The organism is Sanguibacter keddieii DSM 10542, from assembly GCF_000024925.1.
In the GTDB taxonomy this organism is placed as follows: domain Bacteria; phylum Actinomycetota; class Actinomycetes; order Actinomycetales; family Cellulomonadaceae; genus Sanguibacter; species Sanguibacter keddieii.
In genome coordinates, this window is record NC_013521.1 from 775990 (window position 1) to 789489 (window position 13500).

The 13500-nt window shown below is 71.5% G+C and carries 11 protein-coding genes; 4 read left to right on the forward strand and 7 right to left on the reverse strand.

All coding sequences use genetic code 11. From position 1 onward, the window contains the following. Positions 1-10 precede the first annotated feature (10 nt). The gene (locus tag SKED_RS18840; RefSeq protein ID WP_081447909.1) at positions 11-1399 is read left to right on the forward strand and encodes a heparan-alpha-glucosaminide N-acetyltransferase domain-containing protein; all 1389 of its coding nucleotides are present in this window, start codon (positions 11-13) and stop codon (positions 1397-1399) included. Here SKED_RS18840 and SKED_RS03310 read toward each other — a convergent pair. The 4 genes from SKED_RS03310 to SKED_RS03325 all read right to left on the reverse strand — a co-directional run bounded on the left by SKED_RS03310 (position 1317) and on the right by SKED_RS03325 (position 7114). Further along, positions 1317-2642 (reverse strand): alpha/beta fold hydrolase, encoded by a 1326-nt coding sequence (locus SKED_RS03310; RefSeq protein WP_012865708.1) that lies wholly within the window; start codon positions 2640-2642, stop codon positions 1317-1319. The two genes, SKED_RS18840 and SKED_RS03310, sit on opposite strands and share 83 nt — an antisense overlap. A 154-nt stretch (positions 2643-2796) precedes the next feature. After that, positions 2797-4314 (reverse strand): glycerol kinase GlpK, encoded by a 1518-nt coding sequence (gene glpK, locus SKED_RS03315; RefSeq protein WP_012865709.1) that lies wholly within the window; start codon positions 4312-4314, stop codon positions 2797-2799. A gap of 109 nt (positions 4315-4423) precedes the next feature. Then, positions 4424-5161, reverse strand: coding sequence for an MIP/aquaporin family protein (locus SKED_RS03320; RefSeq protein ID WP_012865710.1), 738 nt, complete (start codon positions 5159-5161; stop codon positions 4424-4426). A 195-nt stretch (positions 5162-5356) separates the two neighbouring features. Continuing rightward, positions 5357-7114, reverse strand: a complete 1758-nt coding sequence (locus tag SKED_RS03325) for a glycerol-3-phosphate dehydrogenase/oxidase (RefSeq protein WP_012865711.1) — start codon at positions 7112-7114, stop codon at positions 5357-5359. A gap of 123 nt (positions 7115-7237) precedes the next feature. Here SKED_RS03325 and SKED_RS03330 point away from each other — a divergent pair, with 123 nt between their 5' ends. After that, entirely contained in the window at positions 7238-8200 is a 963-nt protein-coding gene (locus SKED_RS03330; RefSeq protein WP_012865712.1) for a sugar-binding transcriptional regulator, read from the forward strand. A gap of 85 nt (positions 8201-8285) precedes the next feature. Beyond that, positions 8286-8816: an amino-acid N-acetyltransferase gene (locus SKED_RS03335; RefSeq protein ID WP_012865713.1), complete on the forward strand. Its 531-nt coding sequence runs from the start codon at positions 8286-8288 to the stop codon at positions 8814-8816. A gap of 24 nt (positions 8817-8840) precedes the next feature. Here SKED_RS03335 and SKED_RS03340 read toward each other — a convergent pair whose 3' ends face one another. Then, a complete protein-coding gene (locus SKED_RS03340) occupies positions 8841-9782 on the reverse strand; it encodes an HhH-GPD family protein (protein ID WP_012865714.1) in 942 nt (313 codons plus the stop codon). 403 nt (positions 9783-10185) lie between these two features. Here SKED_RS03340 and SKED_RS03345 point away from each other — a divergent pair, with 403 nt between their 5' ends. After that, positions 10186-10752, forward strand: a complete 567-nt coding sequence (locus tag SKED_RS03345; protein ID WP_143755637.1) for a hypothetical protein — start codon at positions 10186-10188, stop codon at positions 10750-10752. Positions 10753-10821: 69 nt separating this feature from the next. On the opposite strand, the gene disA is transcribed toward SKED_RS03345, so the two are convergent. Further along, complete coding sequence (gene disA, locus SKED_RS03350; protein WP_012865716.1) at positions 10822-11907, reverse strand: DNA integrity scanning diadenylate cyclase DisA; 1086 nt, start codon at positions 11905-11907, stop codon at positions 10822-10824. Between the two features lie 9 nt (positions 11908-11916). Further along, positions 11917-13338, reverse strand: a complete 1422-nt coding sequence (radA, locus tag SKED_RS03355; RefSeq protein ID WP_012865717.1) for a DNA repair protein RadA — start codon at positions 13336-13338, stop codon at positions 11917-11919. Positions 13339-13500 lie beyond the last annotated feature (162 nt).

Below are 13500 nucleotides of genomic sequence, written 5' to 3' on the forward strand. Positions count from 1 at the left end.
CCGTGCGAGAATGTCGCATACGTCACATTCAAAGCCGTCGCCCGCCGCCGACCCGTACACCTCCTCGTCTCACCCTCCAGGACCACGACCCGGCCGGGAGAGGCGGTCTCGCGGTCGCGTCGTCGGGGTCGACATCGCGCGCGGGATCGCCCTCCTGGGCATGGTCACAGCCCACACGATCCCGTTCGGTGAGCCGGTCTCCTGGGATCCGACGACGTGGGGTGCCCTCGTGCAGGGGCGATCCTCGATCCTGTTCGCCGTCCTCGCAGGGGTGTCGGTCGCGCTCATGACAGGCGGCACGGCGGGGGTGTTCGGAGACAGGCTGCGGGAGGCGCGGACCCGCCTGCTGGTGCGGGCTGTGCTGATCTTCGCGCTCGGCACGGCTCTGACGATCATCAGCAGTCAGATCGCGATCGTCCTGCAGGTCTACGCGGTCCTGCTCGTGGCGGTCCTCCCGCTCCTGCGCTGGTCGGTCCGCCGGCTCCTCGTGCTGGCCTGCATCCTCGCGGTCGTCTCGCCTGTCGTCAACGTCTACGGCGCGTACGGCATCGATGTCTGGGGAGGGCAGCACGGCGAGGTCGCCGCGCTCTTCGTCGGAGGGGTCTACCCGGCAGTGGTGTGGCTGACCTTCACCGTCGTCGGGCTGCTCGTCGGCAGGCTCGACCTCTCGTCTGTCTGGGTCGCCGCCCGGCTGCTGCTCGTCGGAGTCCTGCTGGCAGTGGTCGGGTACGCGGCAGGATGGGCCACCGACGGGGGCGCCGGCGGGCGCCGGTCGTTCAGGGCCGGCAGCAGCCCGAGTGGCGCGACCGGTAGCGGAGAGAGCAAGGAGGTCGGGTTCCGGCTCGGCACCGAGCCCCCGGACGCAGGTCCTCCGGGCACCCCCGTCCAGGGTGAGGACGTCGACCTCTCGGGGCGCTCGTGCCTGAGGACTCCCGACGACACGATCAGGTGCGGCGCCCTCGGTGACGAGACGCCGTTCGGGGAAGCAGAGTGGGAGCGTCCTGGGCTCGAGGAGCTGCTCGGAGCGGCACCGCACTCTGCGACGACCTTCGAGGTTCTCGGCTCAGGCGGGTTCGCGCTCGCGGTCTTGGCGCTGTGCCTGCTCGCCCCTCGAGGCCTCCGCGCCGTGCTCTACCCCGTGCGTGCGGTCGGGACCGTCCCGTTGACCCTCTACGTCGCACACGTGGTGTTCTTCGAGGTCGTGGGCGACCGGTTGGGTGACCACGACAGAGAGATGTTCCTGGCCCAGGCCGTTGTCGCGCTCGCCTTCGCCAGCCTCTGGTCGAGGTGGCGGGGTCAGGGGCCGGTCGAGCAGCTCATCGCGACCGTCGCGCGTCGGACGGCCGAGACCGCTCCAGCGGACCGCCCTGCTGCGCAACCAGGTCGACCAGTCGGCTGAGCACGTCGCCGGTGCGCAGGCCGTCGTGCTCGAACTCGTTCGTCACCCAGGTCTGCACGTTCCCCACGTGCGCAGCGGTGCCGAGCGACAGCCCCGCGTCGACGAACATGTCGTCGTGGTAGACCGCCGCGGCGACCGGGACCTCGTTGCGGGCGAGCACCTCGGGGTCGTAGAGCGTCGACCAGCTGCTGCGCGCCGCGAGCTCCTCGGCCGCCGCCTGGAAGGGCCGCAGCCCGGCGATCTCGTCGAACATCCAGGGGTAGATCATCTCGCCGGTGAGCAGCAGCGGGCGCGCCGACGGGTCGAAGCCGGGGTGCTCGGCGCGCACGGCGTGCGCGGCCCAGCCGGTGGTCTCCTCGCCCGAGGCGTAGATCGACTCGTGCATCACCGCGTACAGCGGGCGCGATCGGTACGAGGTGAGGTCCATGACCGCCTCGAGGAACGTCTCGCTGAGGTTGTCGGAGCCACGGTCGAAGGCCTCGTCGACCAGCCAGTGCACGCGCTCGAACCCGGGCTTCATGCCGAAGTCCATGCCGACGGTCTGGAACCGCCGGGTCGAGAGCGTGTCGCCGTCGGGAAGGGTCACGTCCCCTGCGTCGAGCCTGTCGGCGATCCGGGCGAGGCGCTCGACGTCGTGGGGGTAGCGGCGTGCGTACTCGGCGTTCTTGGCCGCGGTGCGCGGGTAGGTGCGGCGGTACACCTCGCGGGTGTCCGGCCAGATGCTCGGCAGGCCTCCCGTGACGTAGCAGGCGGTGAGCGCCTCGGGCGCTCGGGAGAGGTAGGTGAGCGTGAGGAACCCGCCGTAGCTCTGCCCGACGGTCGCCCAGCGGCGGCCGTCGTAGAGCGTCTTCCGCAGGTGCTCGGCGTCGTCGATGATCGAGTCGGCGCGGAAGCACGCGAGGTAGGCGGCCTGATCGGCCGGCGACCCCAGCGACGACAGGTGCGCGCCGCGGACCGCGCTCGAGCGGCCGGTCCCGCGCTGGTCGAGGAGCACCACGCGGTGCGTGGCGAGCATGTGCCCGACCCAGCCGTCGGGGCCTGTCGGCCGCGGCCCCTTGCCACCCGGGCCGCCCTGCAGGAACACGACGAGCGGCAGGTCCTCGTGCCGGCGCGTGGGCGCGACCAGCTCGCGCGCGAACACCGTCAGGGTCCGGCCGTCGTCGGGTGACGACCAGTCGAGCGGCACCTCGACCTCGTGGTCGGTCACGTGCAGGCCGGGGATCGTGTAGCTGACGCTCGTCACGGGTGGTGGCTCCAGGGGCTCGGGTGCTGGTGGTGCTGGCGGTCCGCCAAGCCTATGACGCGAGCACGACGACGCCCGACCTCCGGAGGGCTCGTGGCCCACCAGACGCCGGGCGTCGGTCGCTGCTCCTGGTCCGCGCGGGACCGCGGTCAGGTCAGACGACGTCCTCGTCGACCCAGTCGAGGGTCTTCGAGACGGCCTTCTTCCAGAGGCGGTACTGGCGGTCGCGCTCGGAGGTCTCCATCGTGGACGACCAGCGCTTGTCCTCGGCCCAGTTGTCGATGACGTCCTGCTCGCCGTTCCAGAAGCCCACCGCGATGCCGGCCGCGTAGGCGGCACCGAGGGCGGTGGTCTCGGCGACCTGCGGGCGGACCACGTCGACGTCGAGGATGTCGGCCTGGAACTGCATGAGCAGCTCGTTGGCGACCATGCCGCCGTCGACCTTGAGCTCGGTGAGGTCCACGCCGGAGTCGGCGTTCATCGCGTCGAGGACCTCGCGGGTCTGGAACGCGGTGGCCTCGAGGGCCGCACGGGCGATGTGGTTCTTGTTGACGAACCGCGTGAGGCCCACGAGCGCACCGCGTGCGTCCGGGCGCCAGTACGGTGCGAACAGACCGGAGAACGCGGGCACGAAGTACGCGCCGCCGTTGTCGTCGACCTTGCTCGCGTAGTACTCGACGTCCTTGGCCTCCTCGAACATGCCGAGGTTGTCGCGCATCCACTGGATGAGCGAGCCGGTCACGGCGATCGAGCCCTCGAGCGCGTACACCTGCGGGGCGTCGCCGATCTTGTAGCAGACCGTCGTCAGCAGGCCGTTCTTGCTGTGCACGGGCTCGGTGCCCGTGTTGAGCAGCATGAAGTTGCCGGTGCCGTACGTGTTCTTCGCGGTGCCCTTCTCGAAGCAGGCCTGGCCGAAGGTGGCCGCCTGCTGGTCGCCGAGGATGCCGGCGATCGGGACGCCGGGGACCATGCCGCGCGCGCGGCCGGTGCCGTAGACCTCGGACGAGGAGCGGATCTCGGGGAGCATGGACAGCGGGATGCCCATGTCCTTCGCGATGTCCTCGTTCCAGGTGAGCGAGTCGATGTTCATGAGCATGGTGCGCGAGGCGTTGGTGACGTCGGTGATGTGCACGCCGCCCTCGGTCCCGCCGGTCATGTTCCACAGCACCCAGGAGTCGGTGTTGCCGAACATGAGGTCGCCGCGCTCGGCTGCCTCGCGGGCTCCGTCGACGTTGTCGAGGATCCACTTGACCTTCGGGCCCGAGAAGTAGGTCGCGAGCGGGAGGCCGACGATCGCCTTGTACTTGTCCGCGCCCTCCTCACCGCCGAGCTCGTCGACGATCTTCTGCGTGCGGGTGTCCTGCCAGACGATCGCGTTGTAGACCGGCTTGCCGGTGTTGCGGTCCCACACGACCGCGGTCTCGCGCTGGTTGGTGATGCCGACGGCGGCGATGTCCTCGTGCGTGAGGTTCCCGCGCGTCAGGGCCAGGCCGACAGCCTCGCGGACGTTGTTCCAGATCTGCTCAGGGTTGTGCTCGACCCAGCCGGCACGGGGGAAGATCTGGTCGTGCTCGAGCTGGCCGGAGGAGTGGATGGTCCCGTTGTGCTTGAAGACGATGGCACGCGAGCTCGTGGTGCCCTGGTCGATGGCGAGAACGTACTGCTCGGTCATGAGGTGAGTCCTTCACTTCGGTGTGCGGTCAGACGGACGGGTGGTGCAGGTGCCCGGGGGGAGGGGTCGAGGGTGGCTGCGCCGTGCGCAGCCACCCTCGTGAGTCAGGTCAGGCCATCGCCGACGCGGCGAGACCGGCGAGCGCGCCACCGACGAGCGGGCCGACGACGGGGACCCAGGCGTAGGACCAGTCGCTGCCGCCCTTGCCCTTGATGGGCAGGAAGGCGTGGGCGATGCGCGGGCCGAGGTCACGAGCAGGGTTGATGGCGTAGCCGGTCGGGCCACCGAGGCTCGCGCCGATACCGACAACCAGGAAGGCCACGGCCAGCGGGCCGAGCTCGTTGGGGGTGTTCGCGAAGTTGAGGATGGTGAAGACGAGCACGAAGGTCGCGATGACCTCGGTGAGGACGTTCCAGCCGTAGGAGCGGACCTCGGGCCCGGTGGCGAACACGCCGAGCTTGGTGGCAGCGGGAGCCTCGAGGTCGAAGTGCTTCTTGTAGGCCAGGTAGGCCAGGACCGCGCCGATGATCGCACCGATCATCTGTGCGGCGAAGTAGAGGAGGGTGTTGCCGAGGTTCACCGGCAGCCCGCCCTCGGAGAAGGTGTCCTGGCCGTTGGTCAGGATGCCGATGGTCACGGCGGGGTTGAGGTGCGCTCCGGACTTCCAGGAGGCGTAGACACCGGTGAAGACCGCGAGCCCCCAGCCGAAGTTGATCATGAGCGTGCCGCCTGCGAACCCCTTGGACTTGGGGAGCAGGACGTTGGCGACGACACCTGCACCGAGCAGGATCAGGAGTGCGGTTCCGACGACTTCTGATGCGAAGACTTCACCAGCGGAGTAGTTCATGTCGTGTCCTCATGTGTCAGGGACTGCTGCGTCCCGGGCTCCTCGGAGCGGCTCTGCGACCGAGGTCGTGCGGTGTGTCTGGGGCGATCGGTAGGTCGGGTGGGGCAGGTGGAGCGGGTGGGCCAGGTGCTGACGTGCGGTTGACCCCGGGCTGACGACCGGTGCCCGGACCGTGAGGTCCGGGCACCGGAGGTGCTACCTGGGGGAGAGCGTGGCCGTCGGGCTGACGTCCGCGGCGGCGAGCCGAGTGCGCTCGGCCGACTCGTCGTCGGGCTCGAGCTCTGCGGCGGCCTCTGCCTCGGCGCGTGCCGTGTAGGAAGCGACCTCTGCGAGTCGGGTGTCCTCGTCCCAGCCGAGCCCGGCTGCGGCGATCTGCGAGATCTCCTCGAGGGCCGCGAGGCCCCGGTCGGCGACCTCGTAGTTGAGGCGTGTGCGGTGGAGCAGGATGTCCTCGAGGTGCAGGACCCCCTCGTGGCTCACCGCGTACGCGATCTCGGCACGCAGGTACGCGGGTGCGTGCTCGAGCGGCTTGGACATGCTCGGGTCGGTCTCGCAGAGCTCGACGATGTCGGAGAGCAGCGAGCCGTACCGGTGGAGCAGGTGGTCGACGAGTGCCGGGGTCCAGCCGTAGGTGCGTGCGTGCCGGCGTCCCCAGTTCTGCTGGACGTCCAGCCCGACGGCGCCGAGCAGCGGCACCTCGGTGGTGATCGACGGACGGGCCTTGGCTCCGTCGCCGAGCGCGAAGTCCACCGCGTCCTCCGCCATGACGCGGTAGGTGGTGAGCTTTCCGCCGGCGATGACCGTGAGGCCCGGGGCGGGGGAGGCGACGGTGTGCTCGCGCGAGACCTTGGCGGACGAGGTGCCCTCCTTGGTGCCCGGCTGCAGCAGCGGCCGCAGGCCGGCCCAGGTGCCGATGATGTCGTCCTTGGTGAGCGGGTCTGCCAGGACGGCGTTCGCGTGGTCGAGGACGTACTCGATGTCCGCGGCGGTGGCGACGGGGTGCTTGAGCTCCTGCTTCCACGGGGTGTCCGTGGTGCCGATGACCCAGTAGCGCGACCACGGGATCACGAAGAGCACGCTCTTCTCGGTCTGCAGGATGAGCCCGACGGTGCCCTTGATGCGCTCCCGCGGGACGACGATGTGCACGCCCTTGGAGGCGAGCACCCGCAGGCCGCCCTCCTCGCCGGCTAGACCCTCGGTCTCCTCGGTCCAGACGCCGGTGGCGTTGATGACGTTGCGGGCCTTGACCGGGAAGGTGTCGCCGGTCTCGAGGTCCTGGAGGACCGCGCCGTCGACGCGTCCGCCGGAGTCCTTGGTGAGCTCGACCACCTGGGTGCGGGTGGCTGCGCTCGCGCCGTAGGAGGCTGCGGTGCGGATGAGGGTCGAGACCAGGCGGGCGTCGTCGACGGAGCCGTCCCAGTAGCGGACCGCGCCGACCGCGGCGTCGTGGCGCAGGTCGGGGAAGAGGCGCTCCATGCCCTTGCGGGACACGTGCTTGTGGAACGGCAGCGCGCGCTTGCCCGGGATGAGGCTGGCGAGCGTGTCGTAGAGCATGATGCCGGCGCCGACGTACCCGCGCTCCCAGACCCTGTGCTCGAGCGGGTAGAGGAAGGAGACGGGCTTGACGAGGTGCGGTGCCAGCTTCTTGATGAGCAGGTCGCGCTCGGTCAGTGCCTCGTGCACGAGGTTGAAGTCGAGCATCTGCAGGTAGCGCAGGCCACCGTGGACGAGCTTGCTGGATCGGCTCGAGGTGCCTGCGGCCCAGTCCTGGGACTCGACGACCGCGGTCGTCAGGCCGCGGGTCACGGCGTCGAGGGCGATACCGGCTCCGGTGACACCTCCGCCGATGACGAGGACGTCGAGAGGTTCACCCTCGGCGCTCGCGCGGAGGGCGTCGAGCGACTGCGCTCGGCTCTGCGGGGTGAGCTTGGACGACGTTCCGGAGGTGGACATGGATGACCTTTCGACTCGCACTACGGCTAGGTCTAAGGTCACATTGTCAGAACGTTCGCGCAACCCGGATGCACATATGTGCAGAAGGGCCCGCGGCAGTCGTCTCACGAGGGAGTTTGCGCTATGGCTGGGCGAGAGCAGGACGTCTTGCGGGCTGCGTCGATGTACTACCTCCAAGACCTCACGATGGAGACGATCGCCAAGCACCTCGGGACCTCGCGCTCGACGGTCTCGCGCATGGTCAAGCTCGCCCGGGAGACCGGGCTGGTCGAGATCACGCTGCGCCCGACGCACTCGAACGCGCCCGGCCTGGGGCAGAGGATCCGGGAGATCTACGGGATCGAGGCCTACGTCGTCCCAGTTCCTGACCACAGCAGCGAGGTCGAGAGGCTCGAGCAGGTCGCGCTGACCACCGCCCGCCTGATCGGCACGTGGTTCGACTCGAACATGATCCTCGCGGTGGCCTGGGGCACCACGCTCAGCGCGATCGCCAGGAACCTCCCGCGGAAGACGACTCGCGGTAGCGCCGTCGTCCAGCTCAACGGTGCCGCGAACATGCGGACCTCGGGCGTCGAGTACGCCGGTGACCTCATCGCCGAGTTCGGTCGTGCCTTCGACGCGCACGTGCACTATTTCCCAGTGCCGGCGTTCTTCGACTACGCGGAGACCAAGGAGGCGATGTGGCGCGAGCGCTCGGTGCGCCGCGTCCTGGCTCAGCAGCGCCGCGCCGACATCGCCCTGTTCTCGGTCGGTGCGCTCGCCGGCGGGCTGCCCAGCCACGTCTACACGGCCGGGTACCTCGAGGCGGGCGACGTCGCGCTGCTCGACCACGAGGGGGTGGTCGGCGACGTCTGCACGGTGTTCCTGCGCGAGGACGGGACCTATCGTGACGTGGAGCTCAACGCCCGGGCGACGGGACCGTCGCCGCGCGAGCTGCGCCGGGTCCCGCGCCGCGTGTGCGCCGTGGCCGGCGACGCCAAGGTGGTGCCGCTGCGGGCAGCCCTGCGGGCGCGGGTGGTCACCCACCTCGTCGTCGACGAGGTGACCGCGACCCAGCTGCTGCTCGACGAGCCGGCGGCACGGTGAGCCCGGACGAGACAGGGGGCGGCGGCGACCGGACCACCTGGTGGATAACTATGCAGTCCACCGAGTAGGGGCGTAGGTTGTCGGCGTGACCTCAGCAGCCCCGGCGCTCTCCGCGACCGTCCGACCCGCTCGCGCCTCCGACGTGCGGCACGTCCGCGCGCTCGTCGAGCCGTACGCGCAGCGCCGGATCCTGGTCGAGAAGGAGGCCGTCGCCTACTACGAGTCGGTGCAGGAGTTCGTGGTCGCCGACGTCGGGACCCCGGAGGCGGCGCAGGTGGTCGGCTGCGGCGCGCTGCACGTCATGTGGGAGGACCTCGCCGAGATCCGCACCCTCGCGGTGGCCCCCGAGGCCCACGGCAGCGGGATCGGCCACGCCCTCGTCGACGAGCTGCTCGAGCGGGCGCGCGCCCTCGGCCTGAGCCGGGTCTTCTGCCTGACCTTCGAGGTCGACTTCTTCGTCCGGCACGGGTTCCACGAGATCGAGGGCACCCCCGTGGACCCGAGCGTCTACGCCGAGCTCCTGCGCTCCCACGATGACGGCGTCGCGGAGTTCCTCGACCTCGCCCGGGTCAAGCCCAACACCCTGGGCAACAGCCGCATGCTCATCGAGCTGTAGCAGCGGGGGCGCCCCCGGCCGGGCTCAGTCCTGCGCGCCCGCGCCGCCGGGCAGCTGGTAGGCGGCGTCTGCGACGGCCCCGTCGCCGGTGACCTGCTCCACGAGCCCGTCCTCGACGAGAGACCCGAGGCACCGGCTGAGCTGCGCCGCGTCGGGCCACAGGTCGTCGAGGACCCGGCGCGCCACCGGGCCGTGGCTCGCGCGCAGCGCGCCCATGACGGTGCCGCGCGCCTGCCGGTCGGTGCCCTTCCAGGTCTGGGTGCGGCGGCGTCCGGCGTGCTCGTCCGGCGGGTACCCCGCGGCTCGCCACGCGCAGAGGTGGCTGACCGGGCAGCGGTCGCAGGCAGGCGCGCGGGCGGTGCAGACGACCGCACCGAGCTCCATCGACGACGCAGCCCAGAGCGCGGCGTCGTCGTCCGCGACCGGGGCGAGGCGAGCCGCCCGGGCCGACTCGGCCGCCGTGAGCGCGGGCATCGGCAGCGCGTCCCCCCCGACGGTGCGTGCGAGGACCCTGCGGACGTTGGTGTCGACCACCACGGACCGTCGGCCGAAGGCGAAGGCCATGACCGCAGCGGCCGTATAGGCACCGACCCCTGGCAGGGCGAGCAGCAGCGCCTCGTCCTCCGGGACCTCGCCGCCGTGCCGCTCGACCACGGCCTGCGCGCACTCCTGGAGCCGCAGCGCACGACGCGGGTACCCGAGGCGTCCCCAGGCACGCAGCACGTCCGCCGTCGACGCGGCGGCGAAGGCCGCGGGGCTCGGCCACCGGTCCATCCACTCCAGCCACACGGGGGCGACCCGGGCCACCGGCGTCTGCTGCGACATGACCTCGCTGACGAGCACGCCCCACGGGGTGCGGTCGGGTGCGCGCCAGGGCAGCGGGCGTGCGGTCCGCTCGAACCAGTCGGCGAGGGTCTCCTGCAGCTCGGTGATCGTTGCGGGGGACTGGTGGTGGGGTGCGGGCATGTCCTCGGAATCGGTCGGTCGGGGGCGGGGCCGGGCGGGTCTGGCGCGCCGTGCCGCCGCGCCACCGGTAGCGGACGGGGTCGCGCCGCATATGGTAGTTCTCAGCAGTCGTCGTCGCAGCGTCGCGCCACCGGTCGGTGCGTGGCACCTGGACGAGATCCGTGGTCGGGCTGGCAGACGAGGGTGGTTCACACGCATGGAGCACGAAGGCCCGCAGCAATCCCGCGGCGAGCGGCAGCCTCGCGGCGACGGACCACGCCCGGGAGACGGTGCCGGACGTGACGGTCGGCAGGGTGGCTCTCGCCCTGGGGTCCCGCACTCCGCCCGGCCGGGTGGGCGCGGACCGGGGAACGGCGGCGGTCCGCCGCGCACCCCGGCAGGGCGTCCGAGCCCCCGGGTGCTCGTGGTCCGCTGGCTCCTGGTGCTCACGGTGCTGGCTGTCGTCGTGGTCGGGCTCGTGCTCGGCGTCCGGGCGATCGCGAACGCGCTGGGCGGGGACGACGAGGCCTCGCCGGAGGCAGAGCAGAGCGCCCCGGCAACCGACGCGGAGACCAGCGAGGAACCAGAGCCTGAGTCGACGGAGCCGGTGGAGTGCACCCCGGCCGACGTCACGGTCGCGCTCACCGCCGACGCGCCCGCCTACGCCCTCGGCCAGACGGCGGTCTTCACGCTCTCGATCACGCACGTCGGGACGGTGCCGTGCACCATGGACGCCGGTCGCACGGCCGCCGAGCTGGTCATCAGCTCCGGGGCCGACCGGATCTGGTCGAGCGCCGACTGCGAGCCCGGCGACCCACGTCTGCTGCTGCTCGACGGCGGCAACTCGGACGTGAGCACGATCGAGTGGGCGACGAACCGGTCGGCGCCCGAGTGCCCTGCGGACCTGCCGCAGATCGGGGCGGGGACCTACCAGGCGGTCGTCACCACCCCGGAGATCACCACGGAGCCGGTCGTCTTCTCGGTCGGGTGACCACAGCGAGGTCTGCGACCGGGCGCGGCTCTGCGACCGGTGCCGAGCGCCGGGTGTGCGTAGCCAGGGTCAGACGTAGCGCTCGAGGATGCTCGACTCGGCGAGCCTCGACAGGCCCTCGCGGACCGACCGCGCGCGCTGCTCGCCGACTCCGTCGACCGCCATCAGGTCCTCGACGGTCGCGGCGAGGAGCTTCTGCAGACCACCGAAGTGGCTGACCAGCCGGGCCACGATGGTGCTGGGCAGGCGGGGGACCTTCGCGAGGAGGCGGTACCCGTGGGGTGCGACGGCTGCGTCGAGCGCCTCGCCCCCGCCGGGGAGCCCCAGGACCCGGCCGATGAGACCGAGGTCGAGCAGCTCGGTCGAGTCGAGGAGCGCCAGGCTGGCGAGCACGTCCTGGACGGAGTGGTCCTTGCGGCCCACCTCGACGTAGTCGCGGATCACGAACTCGCGGTCGGACCCGAGCCCGCCGATGAGCTCGTCGAGCTGGAGGGCGAGCAGGCGGCCCTCGGTGCCGAGCTCGACCACGTAGCCGGCGATCTCCTCGGAGATGCGGCCGACCATCTCGAGGCGCTGGACCACGGCGCACACGTCGCGGACGGTGACGAGGTCCTCGATCTCGAGGGCGGACAGCGTCCCGCTGACCTCGTCGAGACGGGCCTTGTAGCGCTCGAGGGTCGCGAGGGCCTGGTTCGCGCGGGACAGGATCGTGTCCGGGTCCTCGAGGACGTAGCGGGAGCCGCCGACGTAGAGCGCGACGATGCGCATCGACTGGCTCACCGAGATCACGGGGAACCCGGTCTGCTTGGCCACACGCTCGGCGGTACGGTGCCGGGTGCCCGACTCCGTCGTCTCGATCGTCGGGTCCGGGAGCAGCTGGACGGCCGCGCGCAGGATGCGGTCGGCCTCGCGGTCCATGACGATCGCGCCGTCCATCTTGGCGAGCTCGCGCAGGCGGGTCGCGGAGAACTCGACGTCGAGCGCGAAGCCGCCCGAGCTCATGGTCTCGACGGTCTCGTCGAAGCCGAGGACGACGAGCGCCCCCGTCCGTCCACGGAGGATGCGTTCGAGCCCGTCGCGCAGCTCTGTGCCTGGCGCCACGGCTGCCAGGGTCTCGCGGAGAAGCTCGTCGACGTGCGCGGGGGAGTTGGCCACGCTGCGATCCTACGCGTCAGGGCGGGGCGTCGGCGTGAGGTTCTGCTGGGTGCGTTGGACTGCTTCGGCGAGGTTGGCCGCGGGCAGCAGCGTCATGCCCGCAGGGGCTGGTCCCGAGGTGCCCGGCGGGACGACCGCACGGGTGAAGCCCAGGCGCGCCGCCTCGCTGAGCCGGCGCGAGATCCCGGACACCGCGCGCAGCTCTCCGGCGAGGCCCACCTCCCCGATCGCGATGGTCCCGACGGGGACGGGCTTGTTCTCGAGGGCGCTCAGCGTGGCGAGCGCGATCGCGAGGTCTGCCGCGGGCTCGGTGACCCGCGCGCCCCCGATGGTCGACACGTAGACGTCGGCGTCGGTGAGCCGCGCGCCGAGGTGACGGTGGATTACGGCGAGGATCATCGCGAGACGGCTCGAGTCGATGCCGCTGGTGGTGCGGCGGGGGTTCGCGAGGGGGCTCGCGACCACGAGCGACTGGATCTCGAGCGCGAGAGGCCGTCGGCCCTCGAGCGTCACGGTCACGCAGGTGCCCGGCACCGCGAGGTTGATGTGGGAGAGGAACAGCCCGCTCGGGTCGGCGAGACCGGCGATGCCGTCCTCGGTGAGCTCGAAGCAGCCGACCTCGTCGGTCGGCCCGTAGCGGTTCTTCACGGCACGGACCATGCGCAGCCGGGAGTGGCGGTCGCCCTCGAACTGGAGGACCACGTCGACGAGGTGCTCGAGCGTCCGGGGGCCGGCCACGGCACCGTCCTTGGTCACGTGCCCCACGAGGACCACGGGCATGTTCCGACCCTTGGCCGCGGCGATGAGCGCCGACGCGACCTCACGGACCTGCCCGACGCCCCCGGGGGACCCGTCCACCTGGGCGGACGCGACGGTCTGGACGGAGTCGACGATCAGCAGGTCGGGGTCGGTCGCCTCGATCTGCCCGAGGACCTGCCCGAGGTCCGTCTCCGCGGCGAGCAGCAGCGTGGGGGCGAGGGCGTCGATGCGCTCGGCCCGCAGCCGCACCTGCCCGGCCGACTCCTCACCGGTGATGTACAGGACCCGGCGTCCGGCGCGCGCCGTGGTGCTCGCGACGTCGAGCAGCAGTGTCGACTTGCCGACGCCCGGCTCGCCGGCGAGCAGCACCACGGCACCGGGGACGATGCCGCCCCCGAGGACGCGGTCGAACTCGCTGATCCCCGTCGGAGCAGCCTGGGCGGAGTCCACGTCGATCTCGCCGATCGGCTGGGCGACCGACCGGGTCGGGGCGGAGGCGACCGTCTTGGGGCCGGAGGCAGCCGCGGCGGCCTCGGTCACCGAGCCCCACTCCTGGCACTCGCCGCACCGCCCGACCCACTTCGAGGTGGTCCAGCCGCACTCGGTGCAGCGGTACCCCGGACGGGTCGCTCGGGACGCGGCGGAGGAGCTCCGTGTGCTGGTGGTGGCCATGCCGAGAACCGTAACGGGCACCCCCGACAGCGGGTGCGCCTGCACGCCGACCGCCGTGGCTCCGTCACGGCAGGACCGCGTGACCGTACCCTGGCGTCGACAGACGTCCGTCCCGTCGACCCGTCGAGGGCGGCGCACCGCCGGGCCCACGCCCGGGCCTGC

Excerpts from the sequence above, each read along its gene's own strand:
- radA (WP_012865717.1), bottom strand. The coding sequence starts at position 13,338 with ATGGCCACCACCAGCACACGGAGCTCCTCCGCCGCGTCCCGAGCGACC.
- SKED_RS03330 (WP_012865712.1), top strand. The coding sequence starts at position 7,238 with ATGGCTGGGCGAGAGCAGGACGTCTTGCGGGCTGCGTCGATGTACTAC.
- SKED_RS03320 (WP_012865710.1), bottom strand. The coding sequence starts at position 5,161 with ATGAACTACTCCGCTGGTGAAGTCTTCGCATCAGAAGTCGTCGGAACC.
- SKED_RS03340 (WP_012865714.1), bottom strand. The coding sequence starts at position 9,782 with ATGCCCGCACCCCACCACCAGTCCCCCGCAACGATCACCGAGCTGCAG.
- glpK (WP_012865709.1), bottom strand. The coding sequence starts at position 4,314 with ATGACCGAGCAGTACGTTCTCGCCATCGACCAGGGCACCACGAGCTCG.
- SKED_RS18840 (WP_081447909.1), top strand. The coding sequence starts at position 11 with ATGTCGCATACGTCACATTCAAAGCCGTCGCCCGCCGCCGACCCGTAC.
- SKED_RS03325 (WP_012865711.1), bottom strand. The coding sequence starts at position 7,114 with ATGTCCACCTCCGGAACGTCGTCCAAGCTCACCCCGCAGAGCCGAGCG.